The sequence below is a fragment of the Burkholderia sp. FL-7-2-10-S1-D7 genome (assembly GCF_001524185.1).
In the GTDB taxonomy this organism is placed as follows: domain Bacteria; phylum Pseudomonadota; class Gammaproteobacteria; order Burkholderiales; family Burkholderiaceae; genus Burkholderia; species Burkholderia diffusa.
Map to the genome: position 1 here is coordinate 108,817 of NZ_LOWY01000072.1, position 16,750 is coordinate 125,566.

Genomic DNA, 16,750 nt, shown 5'->3' on the forward strand with positions numbered 1-16,750 from the left:
GCAAGCACCATTCGATGGTATTGGAAAAGCATGGCGGGTGTGCCGTACGATGATCGACGTTGCCGGGCCTGTCACGGGCCGCGTGCGTTCCCTTTGTCCCGACCGTGCTCCGCACCATGCCGCTTCATATCCAGACCCCCTATGTCCGCTCGCAAATCGCGTCGCGCCGTCTCGGCAAGCACATTCGATTGAAGCTCGACGCGCTGCAACCGTCCGGTTCGTTCAAATTGCGCGGCATCGGCGCGGTGTGCGAAGCGCGGCATGCGGCCGGCGCGCGCCGGTTCGTGTCGTCGTCGGGCGGCAATGCGGGCATCGCGGTTGCGTATTGCGGTCGCGAGCTCGGCGTGCCGGTGCTCGTCGCCGTGCCGGAAACCGCGTCGGCCCGCGCGCGGGCGCTGATCCGCGCGGAGGGCGCGGAGCTGGTCGTACACGGCGCGAGCTGGGTCGAGGCGAACGCTTACGCGCTGTCGGCCGTCGGCGCGCACGACGCGTTCGTGCATCCGTTCGACGACCCCGTGCTGTGGCAGGGGCATGCGACGATGATCGACGAGATGGCGGCGGCCGGCCCGAAACCCGACGCGGTCGTGCTCGCGGTCGGTGGGGGCGGGCTGCTGTGCGGCGTCCTCGAGGGGCTCGCACGCAACGGCTGGCACGACGTGCCGGTCGTCGCGGTCGAGACGGAGGGCGCGGACAGCTACGCGCGCTCGGTCGCGCAGGGGCATCCGGTCGAATTGCCGGCGATCACGAGCATCGCGACGTCGCTCGGCGCGAAGCGGCCGTGCGACGCGGCGGTTGAGTGGGCGAAGCGGCACGCGATCCATCCGGTCGTCGTGTCGGATGCGCAGGCGGTGGCTGCGTCGCTGCGGTTCGTGGATGAGCACCGGATCGTCGTCGAGCCGGCGTGCGGCGCCGCGCTGGCCGCGCTCGAACAGTCGGTGCCGGTGCTGGCTTGTGCGTCGGATATCGCGGTGATCGTGTGCGGCGGCGTAACGGTGACGGCCGAGCAGTTGCAGACGCTGAGCGCGACGTTGCGGTAACGCGGCAGCGCGCGTGCCGCGGCGCTGCCGGGCGGCGATGCGGGCGAAGACGTAACGACGGCGTGATCGCGCGGCGGGAATGATCGCGGGCGTCCGACGCTCCGGCATTCATGCGGTCCGCCGCGACGGGCTGCACGCGATCGCCGGTTACGTTACGGCGCGCATGCGCAACCGGCCTTCGGGTGTACGACGATCACGTGGCGCGGCGGGGAAGGGTGCACATGGCGCGCCGCGCGCGACGGGCGCACGGCGCGGAGAGACGGTCGCGCGATCAGTTCGCGGACGGCGCGCTGGCACCGGTCGGTGCGGACGAGGCGACTGGATCGGCGGCAGCGGGCGCGGCCGCCTTGTCCGCCGATACCGGAGCAGCGTTCGCGGGGGCAGGTGCGGCGGCTGCCGGGGCAGGCGCGGCCGATGCCGATGTCGGTGCAGCCCGCGTGGCAGCGGCGGGCGTCGATGAGGGCGGTGCCGAGGCAGACGCGGGCGTTCGAACGGAGGCAGGTGCCGGAGCCGGCATCGAAGCAGGCACAGCCGCCGTAGCGGGTGCCGGAGCCGATGCCGAGGAGGAAGCCGGGACTGCGGCCGAAGCCGACGCAGGTGCCGAAGCTGACGCCGAGGGCGAAGTCGGCACGCCACCCCGCATCGCCGCCGGCGCGACCACAGCCGATGCCGCAGCAGGCGAAGCAGGCGCGGCCGACGTGCCCGAAGCCGGCGCGACGCCCGGTGCCGACAGCGGCACCGGCGCGGCGGGCGGCGTCGGCACGACCGGCGTCGTCATCTTCATCGGTTCGCCCTGCGGCGTCGGCGCGGGTTCGGGCAGCGGCGTGACGGGTTCCTTCTCGGCGGCCTTGACGGTCGCGCGATCGCGGCGGGCCGGATCGATCTTCAGAAAATGCTCGACGAGATTGAAGAAGCGCTCATAGAACACGCCGGCGGGAATCGTCTCGCTCGCGGTCTTCACGAGCGCGTCGTCGCTCGACCCGATCGGCAGCGACAGCGAGCCGAATACGCTGAGGCCGACGCTCGCCGACGTATTCGACTTCTTCAGCGTATAGCGATCCTGCACCGCGTTCACGTACGCGATGCTCGACGAGCCGTCGGCATTCGCGTCCGCACACACGACGTGAAACTCGATCACGACGTGCATGTCGTTGTTCGGCTGGAAATTCTTGCTGCCGTCGACCGCATCGTTACGCGACGACGACACCACGTAGCCCTGGCTCAGCAGCGCGCGCCGCGCGGCCTCGCAGGTCGCGTCGGATTTCGAATGGAACGTATGCGCGTACGGGCTGGACGTCGCGTCGAACTGCTCCTGCTGGTAGATCGGCTTGGGCGGCGACGAGCACGCCGCCAGCACGGTCGCGGCCGCGAGCGCGCACGAAACGGAAAACAGGCGAAATCGGTTGTGCATGGCGTCTTTCAGAAGGCTCGGCGAGATGCCGCGCGGGGCTGCGGGCGCAGCGGCGGGGCAGTGCGATGCGCGTGGCAATCTCGTATGGCCGGGGCGTCATTATAGTTTCGTTTGATGTCGCGCTCGCTTCAGGCGGCCGGCGCGCCGCGCGCCGCGGCCAGCAATTGCGACGTCAGCGGATGGTGTTCGCCGCGCCGCGAGCGGATCGCGTGGATCTCCTCGGTCACGTCGCCCGCGCGCCCGAGCCGCCTGAGCCCACGCAGCAGCGATGCGTCGTTCGCGCCGAGTTCGCTGAGCGGAAACACGCCGAGGCCGCGCGCCGCGAACACGGCCATCAGCGCGCTGTCCTCGAACTCCCCGGCCACGCGCGGCACGATCCGTTCGCCTTCCAGCCACAGGTCGAGGCGCGAGCGCAGCGCGGAATGGGCGGTCGGCAGCAGCACGGGCAGGTCGGCGAGGCACTGCGGAAACCGCTGCCGCGCGGCCGGCGTGACGAGCGTCGCGGGGCCATACCAGTCGACCGGCGACGCGACGAGCCGCTCGCTCGTCACGCGCAGGTTCGACCCCGACGGCGCACCCTGGCCGGCCAGCACCAGATCGAGGTGATGCAGCGCGAGCTCCGCGAGCAGCGCATCGTGCTCGCCCTCGTGGCACAGCAGCCGCAGCGTGGGCGTGTCGAGCACCGGCGCGAGGATCGCGTGCGCGGCGAGCTTGGAGATGCCGTCGGCGAGCCCGACCGCGAGCCGCACGGTCGGCTGGCTGGCCGCCGCGCGCACCTCGTCGGGAATCAGCCGCCCGAGCTCGAAGATCGCTTCCGCGCGCGCAAACGCGGCCTGGCCGGCGTCGGTCATCGCGACGCCGCGCCCGGCGGGGCGCAGCAACTGGTGCCCGAGCGCCTTCTCGAGTTCGCGCACCTGCGCGCTGATCGTCTGCACGGCCATGTCGAGCCGCGCGGCCGCGCGCGCGAAGCCGCCTTCCTTCACGACGACCCAGAAATAGTACAGATGTCGGAAATTGAGCATCGGATCGTAATTTCGGAAAAACCGAACCAAAAATCAGATTCTCTCTGATTTTTACGAAGTTCGTGGCCGCATATCATCTGGCTTTCCACTTTCGTATCGGCCCTTTTCATGGACTACCTGCTGACGCTTGCCGCCGACCCCGCCGTCTGGGCCGCGCTCCTCACGCTCGTCGTGATGGAAGTCGTGCTCGGCATCGACAACCTGATCTTCATCTCGATCCTCAGCAACAAGCTGCCCGAAGCGCAGCGCGCCCGCACGCAGCGCCTCGGTATCGCGCTCGCGCTGGTGATGCGCCTCGCGCTGCTCGGCAGCGTCGCGTGGATCGCGAGCCTCACCGAACCGGTGTTCACGCTGTTCGACCATGCGTTCTCGTGGCGCGACATGATCCTGCTGTCGGGTGGTCTGTTCCTCGTGTGGAAGGCGACCACCGAGATCCATCACCACGTGTCGCACGACGGTGAAGGCGCGGGCGGTGCCGGCGGCGCGGTCGGCCTGACGATGTGGGCCGCGATCGGCCAGATCGTGATGCTCGACATCGTGTTCTCGATCGACAGCATCGTGACCGCGATCGGCATGACCGAACACGTGCCGATCATGTTCGTCGCGGTGATCGTCGCGGTGAGCGTGATGCTGTTCGCCGCGCAGCCGCTCGCACGCTTCATCGACCGCAACCCGACCATCGTGATGCTCGCGCTGTCGTTCCTGGTCGTGATCGGCATGACGCTGATCGCCGAAGGGTTCGGTTCGCACGTGCCGAAGGGTTACATCTACGCGGCGATGGCGTTCTCGGCCTTCGTCGAAGGCATGAACATGCTGGCGCGGCGTGCGAAGGCGAAGCGCGCGGCACGCACGCAAGGCCACTGAGCCACCGCGCGTGACGCCGGCAGTGGCCGGCTCGCGCGCGTCATACGGAATCCGGACGACATTCGCCCGCAAAGGAGAGATGCGATGAAATGCCCTGTCTGCAAGACGCCCGACCTGCTGATGGCCGAGCGCCAGTCGATCGAGATCGACTACTGTCCGACGTGCCGCGGCGTGTGGCTCGATCGCGGCGAACTCGACAAGCTGATCGCCCGCGAAACCGATGACGCGCCGGCACACCGCGCCGCCGCGCCGGCGCCACCCGATGCGCCTGCGCAACGTGGTCGCGACGATGGCTGGGGGCGCGACGGGCGCTCGCACGACGAGCGTTACCGGCACGACGGCCGGCGTCGCAAGAAGTCGGTGTTCGACCTGTTCGATTTCGATTGAGGCCGCCGGCACCCGCCGCGTGCCGCGCGTCGTGAAACGAGCCCCGCACAGGCATTGCCTGGCGGGGCTTGTTCATCGTCGGTACGGCCTCGGGCAGTACCGGAGCGAGACGCTTATGCGTCGCCGGCTTTCACGTCGATACGGCGCGGGCGGGTTTCTTCGCGACGCGGAATCGTCAGCGTGAGCACGCCGTCGCGCAGGTTCGCGTCGATCCTCGACGTGTCGAGGTCCGCACTCAGCACGAACGTGCGCACGAAGCGCGGCGCGCGAACTTCCGCATGCCGCACGCGCAACTCGGCCGGCGTGTCGATGCGTGCTTCGGCTTCGATCGTCAGCGTGCTGTCGTGCACCTTCACGTCGAGGTTTTCCCGCGGCACGCCGGGCAGGTCGGCGCGCAGCGTGACGCACTGCGAATCTTCGACGATGTCGACGGCCGGCACGATCGCGGGCCGACGCGATGCGTCCTCGGCGGCGGCGGTGGCGGTCGCGCCAGCGGACGGGGTGCCGGGCTGGCGTTCGGTCAGGGTCTGGTTCGTATTCATGTCGTTCTCCTGAAGGTGATTCCGAGGTTACTGGACGGTGATGGCGCGCGGCTTCGATTCTTCGCGACGCCCGACGCGAATCAGCAGGCAGCCGTTTTCGTAGCGGGCGCTGACGTTGTCGGGATCGGCGTTCTGCGGCAGCTCGACCACGCGGCGGAACTTGCCGTGAAAGCGCTCCTGCGCATACGTGCGCACGTCCTCGCCTGCTTGCTGCGGCACGGGCTTGCGCTCGCCGCTGATCGTCAGCAGATCCTTGTCGATCGATACGTCGAAGTCCGCCGCGGCCATGCCGGGCGCGAACGCGACGATTTCGATCGTGTCGTCGGTCGCGCCGATGTTCAGCGCGGGGAATGCGCTCGGCCGGCCCTCGCGGATGCCGGTCGGAAGTCCGCCGAACAGGCCCGCCATCTGGCGCTGGATGCGGGCGAATTCGTCGAACAGGTCGTTGCCGAAATAGAGATCGCTCATGATGGTCCTCCTGCACGTGAAGCGCGGAATACGCAGCGGGCGCTGACGACAAGGCGCCGCGCGGTTTTCCGCTGGATTGAAACGGGGCGGCGCGATACCGGCGCTGCCCGGCACCGCGTAATTAGAGGTCGTCGAAACGGATTTCAAGAGGGCAATCGCACGTTGAGTCGCCGCAGCGCGACGCCGCGAATCGATGCGACAATCCCCGCGCATCAACTGACCTCGGAGACGGGACGCACATGGACATTCAACGTATCGCGATCGTCGGCACCGGCGTGATCGGCGCGAGCTGGACGGCTTTCTATCTGACGCAGGGTTTCGACGTCGTCGCGACCGACCCGGCGCCGCAGGCCGACGTGCGGCTGCGCGACGCGCTGACTGCGTTTCTCGGCGAGCGGGCCGCCGAACTTGCCGCGCGGCTGTCGTTCGATGCCGATCTCGTGCGTGCGCTTGACGGTGTCGACTTCGTGCAGGAGAACGGCCCCGAGCGGCTCGACCTGAAGCGTGCGCTTTACCGGCAGATGGACGACGTGCTGCCCGCGCACGTGCCGATCGCGTCGAGCTCGTCGGGCCTGAAAACGTCCGATATCCAGACCGCATGCGCGAAGCATCCGGAACGCTGCCTGATCGCGCATCCGTTCAATCCGCCGCACCTGATCCCGCTCGTCGAGCTGGTCGGCGGCGAGGCGACCGGCCAGGACGTGATCGCGCGCGTGAAGGATTTCTACGACGCGCTCGGCAAGCAGACCATCGTGCTCAACAAGGAGATGACCGGCCACGTCGCGAACCGCCTCGCGGCCGCGCTGTTCCGCGAGGTGTATCACCTCGTCGGCGAAGGCGTCGTGAGCGTCGCCGACGCGGACAAGGCCGTCGCGTGGGGTCCCGGGCTGCGCTGGGGGCTGATGGGGCAGTGCCTGACCTATCACCTCGGCGGCGGTGCGGGCGGGATCGCGCACTTTCTCGAACACCTGTCGGGGCCGATCACGAGCTGGTGGGACGACCTCGGCACGCCTTCGTTCGATCCGGAAGTCGATCGCAAGCTGAACGACGAGCTGCGCGCGATTCAGGGCGAACGCTCGATGCAGGAACTGGCGGCGGAGCGCGACCGGTTGCTCGTCGAACTGATCGACGCGCGGCGCCGCAGCTTCCTGCCCTGAGCGCATCGCCGCGCGGCGTTCCGGTTACGCCGTGAAAGGCTATTGCTGTTCGGCCGTTTGCGGTGCCCGTGGCGTCTGCGCGAGCCACGCGGGCTGAGTGGCCTGAACCAGTTCGCGGTTGCGCGCGCGCGTCGCGGCATTCGGCGGATAGTTGCCGTCGTTCGTCGGCAGTTCGCCGTCGAGATAGGCCTGCCTGAGCTGGTCGATCACTTCCGCGCGGGTCAGCCCCGGTGTGGGGGCCGACGCATCGGTCTGGGCAAAGGCGGGGGACAGCAGGGCGGCTGCAGCGGTCGCGACGGCGAATCGCAGGACGTTCTTCATGGTGGGCTCCGATCAAGGGGACGGGTACCGGAGGCGCGCGGCGAGGTGCGATGCGTTCCGATGGGGGCCCATTGTCGCGAGCGGGTGCTGCGCGGACGATGACGCATTCCGGGCGAAGCTGTCAGGTGCGACCGACGCGCCCGGGTGCGGCCGGGCGCGCGGTGCCGCTACAGCTCGGCCGCCGCCGTGATCAGCGTGGCTTCGAGCGCGAGCGTCGAGCGCGACGCGGCCGCCGGGCGGTCGATCACGTATTCGAGTTCGCCGAGTTCGGGCAGCCCCGCGTCGAGCCGCGCGAGCCCGGCCGGGATCACGTAGCCGGCGAACGCGCTGACGCCGAGCCCCGCGCTCGCGGCGGCGCGCAGCACCGCGACGCTGCTGCTCACGACCGCGATCCGGTACGGCCGTCCGACGGCTTCGAGCGACTCGAGCACGCGGCGGCGCGACACGCTCGGCTCCGGATGCATCGCGAGCGGCAGCACGGCCTCGTGGCCGGTAATCCGCGAATCGGGGCCGGTGCACCAGTACAGCGGCTCGCTGCGGATCACGCGGCCGCGCCGGCTGCCGGCGATGCGTTTTGCGAACACCAGATCGTGCCGGCCTTCGTCGAGCGCGTCGAACAGGTCGCCCGACAGCCCCGTCGAGATCGCGAGCTCGACATCCGGATTGCGCTGCACGAAGCTCGCGAGCGCGGCCGTCAGGTGCGCCGACGCGAAATCCTCCGACATCGCGAGCCGCACCTTGCCCGACAGCGGCGGCCCGCACACCGACGTGACGGCCTCATCCATCAGTTCGAGGATGCGCACCGCGTAGCGGAACAGCGCGTCGCCGTGCTGCGACAGGTGCACGTTGCGCGTGTCGCGTTCGAACAGCGGCCGGTCGAGCAGCTCCTCGAGGCGGCGGATGTGCTGGCTGACGGTCGACTGAGACAGGCTCACGCGCTCGGACGCGGCGGTGAAGCTGCCGGACTGGGCGACGGCGACGAAGCTGCGCAGCAGCTCGGGCGGTAACGGGCGCATTGCTAAATCCACTGAATCGGTTTCGACAACTTCATAAATGGCCGGATTATGCGGCGCTAGTATCGGATCACGCGCCAGTGCGGCCTCTGCGAACGGGGGCCACCGGACGCGTAGCCCGTGTCGCGCCGCCGGCTTTATCGGTCAGTCTAAGCCATCCGGCGTCCGGCCCGAAACCGCATCATCCCATCGACCGCCCGAGAACGCGCTCGCACGACGAGCCGCCGGGCCGCGGCGCACCGCCGCAGGAGACAGATCGTCCGTGCCCGGGATCGGCGTGCGGGCCTGACTCCCGCATGCGTCAGGCGCCCGTCACGAAGAGACTGGAGACGACTCATGATCATCTACGGAACCGCGCTGCTGGCGTTCTGCCACCTGGCCGGACTGTTCCTCGGCGACCTGCTCGGCAGCGCGATCGGCGTGAAAACCAACGTCGGCGGCGTCGGGATCGCGATGCTGCTGCTGATCTGCCTGCGCCTGTGGCTGCACCGCCGTGGCTGGCTGCCGAAGGAGACCGAGGCGGGGGTCGGTTTCTGGGGCGCGATGTACATTCCGGTCGTCGTCGCGATGGCCGCGAACCAGAACGTTGTCGCCGCGCTGAAGGGCGGGCCGGTCGCGCTGCTCGCCGCCATTGGCGCGGTCGCGATCTGCGCATGCTGCATCGCGGTACTCGTGCGCACCGGGCGCGACGACACGGCCTTCGCGGGCGTGCCGCAATTCGAACAACAGTGACGGAGGCCGCCATGCTGCAGATGCTCGAAAAAACCGTCGCCCACAACGGGCTCGTCGCATCGTTCGCGCTGGTCGGCCTGATCATGTGGATCTCGTCGATCGCGTCGCGCAAGCTCACGTTCGGCCGCGTGCACGGCTCCGCGATCGCGATCGTGATCGGCCTCGTGCTCGCCTACGTCGGCGGCGCATTCACCGGCGGCGAGAAGGGGCTGGCCGACGTCAAGCTGTTCGCCGGTATCGGCCTGATGGGCGGCGCGATGCTGCGCGATTTCGCGATCGTCGCGACCGCGTTCGAAGTGCAGCCGACCGAGGCGCGCAAGGCCGGCCTCGTCGGCGTCGTGTCGCTGCTGCTCGGCACCGTGCTGCCGTTCATCGTCGGCGCGTGCATCGCGCGCGCGTTCGGCTATACCGACGCGGTCAGCATGACGACCATCGGCGCGGGCGCCGTCACCTACATCGTCGGGCCCGTCACGGGCGCGGCGATCGGTGCAAGCTCCGACGTGATCGCGCTCAGCATCGCGACGGGCCTCGTGAAGGCGATCATCGTGATGATCGGCACGCCGGTCGCGGCCGGCTTCATGGGCCTGAAGACGCCGCGCTCCGCGATGATCTTCGGCGGCCTCGCCGGCACCGTGAGCGGCGTGAGCGCGGGTCTCGCCGCGACCGACCGCCGGCTCGTGCCGTATGGCGCGCTGGTCGCGACGTTCCATACCGGCGTCGGCTGCCTGCTCGGGCCGTCGGTGCTGTTCTTCACGACGCGCGCGCTGGTCGGCGCGTGACCGCGCGTGGCCCGTCGCGCGCGGGCCGCATCCATCGCGGCGTCCTCTGAGTCGGATTCGTCAACATCATCAATCGGCGGCGGCGCCAGGCTTAGAATGCCGCTGAACCATCGAAGCGGGAGAACTGTTCATGACGGGATGGAATCACGCGCGGCAGGCGCGCGATGCACGCCTCGCGGCCGGCGCGGCCTACGCGCGGGGCAAGCGGGTCGATGCGCGCGACACCGTCGCGTTGCTCGAGGCCGTGCTGCGGCCCGGCGATCGCGTGTGCCTCGAAGGCGACAACCAGAAGCAGGCCGACCTGCTCGCGACGGCGCTCGCCGACGTCGACAGCGCGAAGATCCACGACCTGCACATGGTGCAGTCGGGCGTCGTGCTGCCCGAGCATCTCGACGTGTTCGAGCGCGGCATCGCGAAGCGGCTCGATTTCGCGTATTCGGGCCCGCAGTCGCAGCGGATCGCGAAGTTGCTGTTCGGCGGCAAGATCGCGCTCGGCGCGGTGCACACGTATCTCGAACTGTTCGCGCGCTACTTCATCGACCTCACGCCGCATGTCGCGCTGATCGCGGCGGTCAGCGCCGACGCCGACGGCAATCTGTATACCGGCCCGAACACGGAAGACACGCCGACCGTCGTCGAGGCCACCGCGTTCAAGGACGGCATCGTGATCGCGCAGGTCGACCGGATCGTCGACAAGGTGCCGCGCGTCGACATTCCGGGCGACCGCGTGCATTTCGTCGTCGAGGCCGGCCGGCCGTTCTACGTCGAGCCGCTGTTCACGCGCGACCCGGCCGCGATCACCGAGACGCAGATCCTGACCGCGATGCTCGCGATCAAGGGCATCTACGAACCGTACGGGATCAAGCGCTTGAATCACGGAATCGGCTTCAACACGGCCGCGATCGAGCTGCTGCTGCCGACCTACGGCGCGAAGCTCGGGCTGAAAGGCAAGGTCTGCACGCACTGGGCGCTCAATCCGCACCCGACGCTGATTCCCGCGATCGAATCGGGCTGGGTCGAGCAGATCCACTGCTTCGGCTCCGAAGTCGGGATGGACGACTACATCCGCGCGCGCTCCGACGTGTGGTTCACGGGCCCGGACGGCTCGCTGCGCTCGAACCGTGCGTTCTGCCAGACCGCCGGCCTTTACGCGTGCGACATGTTCATCGGCTCGACGCTGCAGATCGACCTGTCCGGCCATTCGTCGACGGTCACCGCCGAGCGGATCGCCGGTTTCGGCGGCGCGCCGAACATGGGCAGCGACGCGCGCGGCCGCCGCCACCCGAGCGAGCCGTGGCTGAAGGCCGGCGCGGAAGCCGACCCGGACACGCCGGCGGCGCTCAGGCGCGGCCGCAAGCTGGTCGTGCAGATCGGCGAGACCTTCGGCGACAAGAACGTGCCGATGTTCGTCGAGAAGCTCGATGCGCTGAAGCTCGCCGACAAGCTGCAGCTCGACCTCGCGCCGATCATGGTCTACGGCGACGACGTCACGCACATCGTCACCGAGGAAGGGATCGCGAACCTGCTGATGTGCCGCGACAAGGACGAACGCGAGCATGCGATCCGCGGCGTGGCCGGCTATACGGAAGTCGGCCGCGGCCGCGACCGCAGGATGGTCGAGCGCCTGCGCGAGCGCGGTGTGATCCGCCGCCCGGAAGATCTCGGCATCGATCCGCTCGACGCCGACCGCCGCTGGCTCGCCGCGCGCTCGATCAAGGATCTCGTGCACTGGTCGGGCGGCCTGTATGCGCCGCCGGCCCGGTTCCGCAACTGGTGAGGAAGAGGGCATGGAACAGTTGAACTATCGCTTCACCGCGCGCGGGCGTGCGCGGGGCGAACTAGCCACCGCGCTCGTTGGCGTGGTCGCGTCCGGCAATCTCGAGGTGCTCGTCGAGCGCGTGCTGCCGGGCAACGAATGCGAGATCGACATCCGCACCGCGGCGGTCGGTTTCGGCGCGGTGTGGCAGGCGGTGGTGTCGGACTTCGTCGAACGGCGCGCGCCGGGCGGCCTGAAGCTGTCGATCAACGACGGCGGCGCGCGGCCGGACATGGTGTCGCTGCGGCTCGCGCAAGCCGTGCGCGCGATCGAGGGGGACGCATGATGACCGACGCGATCCACGACGCACCGCCGTTCGTCGCGAACGCCGCGAGCTGGTACGAAGCGTCGGCGCGCCAGCGCATCGACGGGCTGCTCGACGCGGGCAGCTTCACGGAATTTCTCGGGCCGGCCGAACGCGTGACGAGCCCGCACTTGCCGCTGTTCGACCTGCCGCAGCAGTTCGACGACGGGATGGTGGTCGGCCACGGCCGGCTCGGCGGCCAGCCGGTGTTCGTCGCCGCGCAGGAGGGCCGCTTCATGGGCGGCGCGTTCGGCGAAGTGCACGGCGCGAAGCTCACCGGATTGCTGCGCGCCGCACGCGACGTCGGCAAGCCGGTGCTGATCCTGTTCGACACCGGCGGCGTGCGGCTGCAGGAAGCGAATGCGGGCGAGCTCGCGATCGCCGAGATCATGCGTGCGCTCGTCGAGGCGCGCGCGGCGGGCGTGCCGGTGATCGGGCTGATCGGCGGGCGCGCGGGCTGCTACGGCGGCGGCGGGCTGCTCGCCGCGTGCTGCTCGGCGCTCGCGGTGTCCGAGCAGGGGCGCATCAGCGTGTCGGGGCCCGAGGTGATCGAGACCAACCGCGGCGTCGAGGAATTCGACGCGAAGGACCGCGCGCTGATCTGGCGCACGATGGGCGGCAAGCACCGTCGGCTGATCGGCAGCGCGGATCGCTATGTGGCCGATACGCCCGATGCGTTTCGCACGGCCGCGCTCGACCTGATCGGCCGTGCGCCGACATTCGATGTGGCGATGCTGCGAGCGGAGCAGGCGCGGCTCGAAGCGCGCGTCGAGCGGTTCGGCGCGTGCAGGGATGCGCTCGACGTGTGGCGTGCGCTCGGCGCGAGCGAGCCGGAAGCGATTCCCGGTATGTCCGACGATGAATTCGCGAAGCTCGCCGAAAAACTGCAGGAGCAGCAATGAAACCGACCCTCACGCTCACTTCGTTCGCTGCCCCCGTTGGGGCGGCCCGGCGGGAGGCAGCATGACGCTCGATGAAGTTCTCAATTCGCTGTTCCCCAAAGGTCATTCGATCAAGCGAAACGGCGGCCTGCTGACGGGCCACGCTGAACTGACCGGCACGCGCGTCGACGTGATCGGCGTCGCCGATCGCTTGCCGTTCGGCATCGACGAAGCCGTCACGCTCGCATCGCACGTGCTCGACACGATCGAGCGCGGCGGCGGCACGCCGATCCTCGTGTTCGTCGACAGCGACAGCCAGCGGATGAGCAAGCGTGACGAACTGCTCGGCCTGAACGAAGGGCTGTCGCATCTCGCGAAATGCCTGATGCATGCGGAGCTTGCCGGGCACCGGACGATCGGCCTGCTGTACGGCCATACGGCCGCGGGCGCGTTCATCGCGACCGCGCTCGCGACACGCACGTTGCTCGCGGTGCCGGGTGCCGAGCCCGAGGTGATGGACCTGCCGTCGATGTCGCGCGTAACGAAGCTGCCGATCGACGTGCTGAAGCAGATGGCACGCTCGACGCCGGTGTTCGCGCCGGGGCTCGACAATCTCGTGAAGATGGGCGCCGTCGACGCCGTGCTCGATCCAGCCCGCGCGCTCGACGCGCAGGTCGGCGAATGGCTCGGCAAGCCGGCCGATCGCAACGATGGTCGTGCGGCGCGCGGCCGGCCGGTCGCGGCCGACGTCGCGCGACGCGTCGAGGCACTCGCGCGTGCCGCACGCTGACACGCCGCTGCGACGCCACACGCTCGTCACGCTGACGGCGGCCGGGTGGCGCGCGGTATGCGCGCGCGATCCCGCGCTGGCGGCCGATCCGCTCCTGCAGGCGTGGGCCGCGCGCGGCTGGCCGATGATCGTGCGCCGCGCGTCGCACGACGAGGCCGATGCGCGGCGCGTGCCGCTCGGCTTGCCGCTGCCGCCTTCCGCGGGCAAGCGGCGCATCGCTCTGAACGTCGCCGCCGACGCGGTGGAGTCGGTCGGCCCGCTGCCCACGCTGGCCGACGTGCTGGCCGCTGCGCCCGACGCATGGCACGCGACGCTGCGCGAGCTGGATGCGCTCGGCGCGCGCTGCGGCGTGCAGGGTCGCGTGTTCGGCAGCCTCGCGTGGCAGGCGCTGACGGGCGAGCGCTATCTGAGCGGGTCCTCCGATCTCGACATCGTGTTCCCGCTGCCGGACGCCGCATCGCTTGCCGCGCTGCTCGACGGCCTGGCGGCACTCGACGCGCGCGCGCCGATGCGCATCGACGGCGAACTGCTGCGCGACGACGGCGCGGGCGTGAACTGGCGCGAATTGCATGCGCGGCTGCCTGAAGTCGCGGTCAAGACGGCGATCGCCGTCGAACTGATGTCCGCCGACGCATTCACGGGAGGCATGCGATGAGTGCATGGGCCGCCTGCCGGACGGCCGCGCCGTCCGAAGCCGAGCGCATCGCCGAACTCGCCGAGCGCAGCCTCGTGCTCGAAATCGAGACATATCCGAAACCGGGCCTCGTCAGTCACGTCGACACCGGCAGCCATGCGGACATGGACGCCGCGACGTTCGCGCGCAGCGCGGCCGTGCTGCGGCCGTACTTCGCGGAACTCGCCGACGCCGGCGCGCGTGACGCGGACATGGCCGTGCTGCGCAAGATCGGGCTGCGCGCGGAACACGCGATGCTCGCGGCGACCGGCGGCGTCAACACGCATCGCGGCGCGATTTTCGGGCTCGGGTTGCTGTGCGCGGCCGCCGGCCGCCGCACGGCGCCCGGCACGGCGGCCCGCACGATGACGCTCGGCGCGTTCGTCGCGCAGCGGTGGGGCACCGAGATCCTCGGCGGCCCGCGGCTGCCGGACAGTCACGGCGAGCGCGCGAGCCGCCGCTACGGCGTCGGCGGCGCGCGTCGCGAGGCGGCCGACGGGTTCGCGACCGTGTACGGCGTCGGATTGCCCGCACTGCGCCGCGCGCAGCGCTGCGTGCCGGACGATCCGGAGGCCGCGCGCGTCGACGCATGCTTCGCGCTGATCGCCGCGCTCGACGATACGAATCTGCTGCATCGAGGTGGGCAGGCCGGCCTCGATTTCGCGAGGGCCACGGCACGCGCATTCGTCGCCCGCGGCGGCATACGCGCTCGCGACTGGCGATTGCGCGCGGCCGCCGCACACCGCGCGTTCGTCGCACGCCGGCTGAGCCCGGGCGGGGCGGCCGACCTGCTGGCGATGAGCGTGTTCGTCGACGCACTCGAAGCGGCCGAGGAGGGACGATGACGCTGGCGATCCTGTGTTCGGGGCAAGGCGCGCAGCGGGCGGACATGTTCGAATTGACCGGCGCCGCGCCACAGGCTGATCCGCTGTTCGAGCATGCGGGCCGGCTCCTTGGCGACGATCCGCGCGACTGGGTGCGGCATGCCGAACCGGACGCGCTGCGCGAGAACCGCGCCGCGCAGATTCTTTGCACGGTGCAGGCGCTCGCGGCGGCTGCGTTGCTCGAAGCGGTGTGGCCGCGCCGGCGCTGTGTCGCGGGGTACAGCGTCGGCGAAGTCGCGTCGTGGAGCGTCGCGGGGATGATCGATCCGCACGACGCGCTGGATCTGGCCGACGCGCGCGCGCGCGCCATGGACGCCGCGAGCGGCGGCGACGAACGGATGGCGTTCGTGCGCGGGCTGACGCGCGCGCAGCTCGCGCAACTATGCGACGGCCGCGATGCGGCGATCGCGATCGCCAACCCGGGCGACGCATTCGTGGTGGCCGGGCGGCAGGCCGACGTTGCCGCGGTGGCCGACGACGCGACACGCGACGGTGCGCTGCGCGTTGCGCCCGTGTGCGTACGGATCGCGTCGCACACGCGCCGGCTCGCGTCGGCGGTGCCCGCGTTTCGCGCGTCGCTGGCTGCCGTGAACGTGCGCCGGCCGTCGCCCGGTACGCGGCTGCTTTCGGGGATCGACGGCGCGTCGGTGCTCGATGTCGGCACGGGGCTGGACAAGCTCGCGCGGCAGATCGCGGAGCCGGTCGAGTGGGCGGCCTGCCTGGCCGCGTGCGTCGAGGCCGGCGCGACCGCGTTTCTCGAGCTCGGCCCGGGCCGAGCCTTGGCCGAGATGGCGGGCGGCGCTTATCCGGCACTGACGGCACGCAGCGTCGCGGATTTTCGTTCCGTCGACGGTATCGCGAGCTGGCTCGCGCGCGTCGCGGCCGGCTGACGGGCGGCGCGCGAGCGGCCCGGAAACGCGTGGCAATCCCGGCAAGATCGATTCCGGAACCGGCCCGCCAGATGGTTGTTGCGCACCGGGTGTTGCGCCGGCGCAGCAGCGTCGCAGCGGGCGCTTGCCACGCGGATTGGCGTCGCTACAATGGCGCCCGCCATGAGATCAGTCGCCTTCCTCCTCGCCGTGCTTTGCTGCGCGGCGACCGCCCACGCCAGCCCGATTCCGTCCGATGCCGCATCGGTCGGTACGTACTTCTCGTATGACAATGCGGCGGCCGACGCGACCGTCGACCTGATCGGACAGGCGCAGCGCCGCGTGCTGCTGGCCGGCTACGCGTACGTGCCGCCCGCGGTCGCGGCGGCGCTGCGCGACGCGCGTTCGCGCGGGATCGAAGTGCGGGTCGTGCTGGTGCGTTCGTCGCGTACGGGCAAGTACAGCGGCGCGGGTTATCTGAAATCGGCCGGCATCGACGTCGCGATCGATTCGCGGCACGGCGATCCCGCGCCGCGCTTCGTGATCGTCGACGACAGCGTCGCGCTGACGACACTGTCCGACGGCGCGCCCGCGCACGCGGAAACGGTGAACGTGTTCCATCGCGCACCGGAGCTCGCGCAGTCGTACGCGCAGTCGTTCTGGCGGCTGTATCGGCAGGCCGGCGGGCTCTGAGCGCCTGACGGCGGACCGCCCGGGCAAACGCCACCCATCCTTTTCCCGCCGTAATCCGCATGCCGCGCGCGCCGGTATGACCCTGCTTGCATCGGCGCGTCCGATGA

General features: G+C 70.1%; 20 protein-coding genes. 14 read left to right on the forward strand and 6 right to left on the reverse strand.

What is annotated here, in order from left to right:
- Positions 1–116 precede the first annotated feature (116 nt).
- On the forward strand, positions 117–1,037 hold the full coding sequence (locus WS75_RS21965; RefSeq protein ID WP_059683113.1) for a pyridoxal-phosphate dependent enzyme: 921 nt from the start codon (positions 117–119) through the stop codon (positions 1,035–1,037).
- Positions 1,038–1,308: 271 nt separating this feature from the next.
- On the opposite strand, the gene WS75_RS21970 is transcribed toward WS75_RS21965, so the two are convergent.
- Together WS75_RS21970 and WS75_RS21975 are read right to left on the reverse strand one after the other, a co-directional pair.
- Complete coding sequence (locus tag WS75_RS21970) at positions 1,309–2,448, reverse strand: DUF2242 domain-containing protein (protein WP_059683114.1); 1,140 nt, start codon at positions 2,446–2,448, stop codon at positions 1,309–1,311.
- 128 nt (positions 2,449–2,576) lie between these two features.
- Complete coding sequence (locus WS75_RS21975) at positions 2,577–3,470, reverse strand: LysR family transcriptional regulator (RefSeq protein ID WP_059683117.1); 894 nt, start codon at positions 3,468–3,470, stop codon at positions 2,577–2,579.
- 108 nt (positions 3,471–3,578) lie between these two features.
- Here WS75_RS21975 and WS75_RS21980 point away from each other — a divergent pair, with 108 nt between their 5' ends.
- Both WS75_RS21980 and WS75_RS21985 read left to right on the forward strand, forming a co-directional pair.
- A complete protein-coding gene (locus WS75_RS21980) occupies positions 3,579–4,334 on the forward strand; it encodes a TerC family protein (protein ID WP_059683119.1) in 756 nt (251 codons plus the stop codon).
- A gap of 84 nt (positions 4,335–4,418) precedes the next feature.
- The gene (locus tag WS75_RS21985) at positions 4,419–4,721 is read left to right on the forward strand and encodes a TFIIB-type zinc ribbon-containing protein (RefSeq protein WP_059683121.1); all 303 of its coding nucleotides are present in this window, start codon (positions 4,419–4,421) and stop codon (positions 4,719–4,721) included.
- A gap of 113 nt (positions 4,722–4,834) precedes the next feature.
- Here WS75_RS21985 and WS75_RS21990 read toward each other — a convergent pair whose 3' ends face one another.
- Together WS75_RS21990 and WS75_RS21995 are read right to left on the reverse strand one after the other, a co-directional pair.
- Positions 4,835–5,263, reverse strand: coding sequence for an Hsp20/alpha crystallin family protein (locus WS75_RS21990; RefSeq protein ID WP_059683123.1), 429 nt, complete (start codon positions 5,261–5,263; stop codon positions 4,835–4,837).
- 27 nt (positions 5,264–5,290) lie between these two features.
- On the reverse strand, positions 5,291–5,731 hold the full coding sequence (locus WS75_RS21995) for an Hsp20/alpha crystallin family protein (protein ID WP_059683125.1): 441 nt from the start codon (positions 5,729–5,731) through the stop codon (positions 5,291–5,293).
- Between the two features lie 239 nt (positions 5,732–5,970).
- Here WS75_RS21995 and WS75_RS22000 point away from each other — a divergent pair, with 239 nt between their 5' ends.
- Positions 5,971–6,888 carry a 3-hydroxyacyl-CoA dehydrogenase NAD-binding domain-containing protein gene (locus tag WS75_RS22000; RefSeq protein ID WP_059683127.1) on the forward strand — a complete coding sequence of 306 codons (918 nt, stop codon included), beginning with the start codon at positions 5,971–5,973 and terminating at the stop codon, positions 6,886–6,888.
- Positions 6,889–6,927: 39 nt separating this feature from the next.
- On the opposite strand, the gene WS75_RS22005 is transcribed toward WS75_RS22000, so the two are convergent.
- On the reverse strand, positions 6,928–7,209 hold the full coding sequence (locus tag WS75_RS22005) for a DUF4148 domain-containing protein (protein WP_059683128.1): 282 nt from the start codon (positions 7,207–7,209) through the stop codon (positions 6,928–6,930).
- Positions 7,210–7,376: 167 nt separating this feature from the next.
- Entirely contained in the window at positions 7,377–8,225 is an 849-nt protein-coding gene (locus WS75_RS22010) for a LysR substrate-binding domain-containing protein (protein ID WP_059683131.1), read from the reverse strand.
- Between the two features lie 333 nt (positions 8,226–8,558).
- On the opposite strand from WS75_RS22010, the gene madL reads away from it, so the two are divergent.
- The 10 genes from madL to WS75_RS22060 all read left to right on the forward strand — a co-directional run bounded on the left by madL (position 8,559) and on the right by WS75_RS22060 (position 16,643).
- The gene (gene madL, locus WS75_RS22015) at positions 8,559–8,954 is read left to right on the forward strand and encodes a malonate transporter subunit MadL (RefSeq protein WP_059683133.1); all 396 of its coding nucleotides are present in this window, start codon (positions 8,559–8,561) and stop codon (positions 8,952–8,954) included.
- Positions 8,955–8,965: 11 nt separating this feature from the next.
- Positions 8,966–9,733, forward strand: coding sequence for a malonate transporter subunit MadM (gene madM / locus WS75_RS22020; protein ID WP_059683135.1), 768 nt, complete (start codon positions 8,966–8,968; stop codon positions 9,731–9,733).
- Positions 9,734–9,863: 130 nt separating this feature from the next.
- Positions 9,864–11,510 carry a malonate decarboxylase subunit alpha gene (mdcA, locus tag WS75_RS22025; RefSeq protein ID WP_059683137.1) on the forward strand — a complete coding sequence of 549 codons (1,647 nt, stop codon included), beginning with the start codon at positions 9,864–9,866 and terminating at the stop codon, positions 11,508–11,510.
- Between the two features lie 10 nt (positions 11,511–11,520).
- The gene (gene mdcC / locus WS75_RS22030; protein ID WP_059603544.1) at positions 11,521–11,835 is read left to right on the forward strand and encodes a malonate decarboxylase acyl carrier protein; all 315 of its coding nucleotides are present in this window, start codon (positions 11,521–11,523) and stop codon (positions 11,833–11,835) included.
- On the forward strand, positions 11,832–12,755 hold the full coding sequence (locus tag WS75_RS22035; RefSeq protein ID WP_059683139.1) for a biotin-independent malonate decarboxylase subunit beta: 924 nt from the start codon (positions 11,832–11,834) through the stop codon (positions 12,753–12,755). The genes mdcC and WS75_RS22035 overlap by 4 nt, the downstream gene beginning before the upstream one ends.
- A 61-nt stretch (positions 12,756–12,816) precedes the next feature.
- Positions 12,817–13,524: a biotin-independent malonate decarboxylase subunit gamma gene (gene mdcE / locus WS75_RS22040; RefSeq protein ID WP_059683141.1), complete on the forward strand. Its 708-nt coding sequence runs from the start codon at positions 12,817–12,819 to the stop codon at positions 13,522–13,524.
- A complete protein-coding gene (mdcG, locus tag WS75_RS22045) occupies positions 13,511–14,179 on the forward strand; it encodes a malonate decarboxylase holo-[acyl-carrier-protein] synthase (protein WP_059683236.1) in 669 nt (222 codons plus the stop codon). Before mdcE ends, mdcG begins: the two co-directional genes overlap by 14 nt.
- Positions 14,176–15,042, forward strand: a complete 867-nt coding sequence (gene mdcB, locus WS75_RS22050; protein WP_059683144.1) for a triphosphoribosyl-dephospho-CoA synthase MdcB — start codon at positions 14,176–14,178, stop codon at positions 15,040–15,042. The genes mdcG and mdcB overlap by 4 nt, the downstream gene beginning before the upstream one ends.
- A complete protein-coding gene (gene mdcH / locus WS75_RS22055; RefSeq protein ID WP_059683146.1) occupies positions 15,039–15,971 on the forward strand; it encodes a malonate decarboxylase subunit epsilon in 933 nt (310 codons plus the stop codon). Before mdcB ends, mdcH begins: the two co-directional genes overlap by 4 nt.
- A 150-nt stretch (positions 15,972–16,121) precedes the next feature.
- On the forward strand, positions 16,122–16,643 hold the full coding sequence (locus WS75_RS22060) for a phospholipase D-like domain-containing protein (protein WP_059683148.1): 522 nt from the start codon (positions 16,122–16,124) through the stop codon (positions 16,641–16,643).
- Positions 16,644–16,750 lie beyond the last annotated feature (107 nt).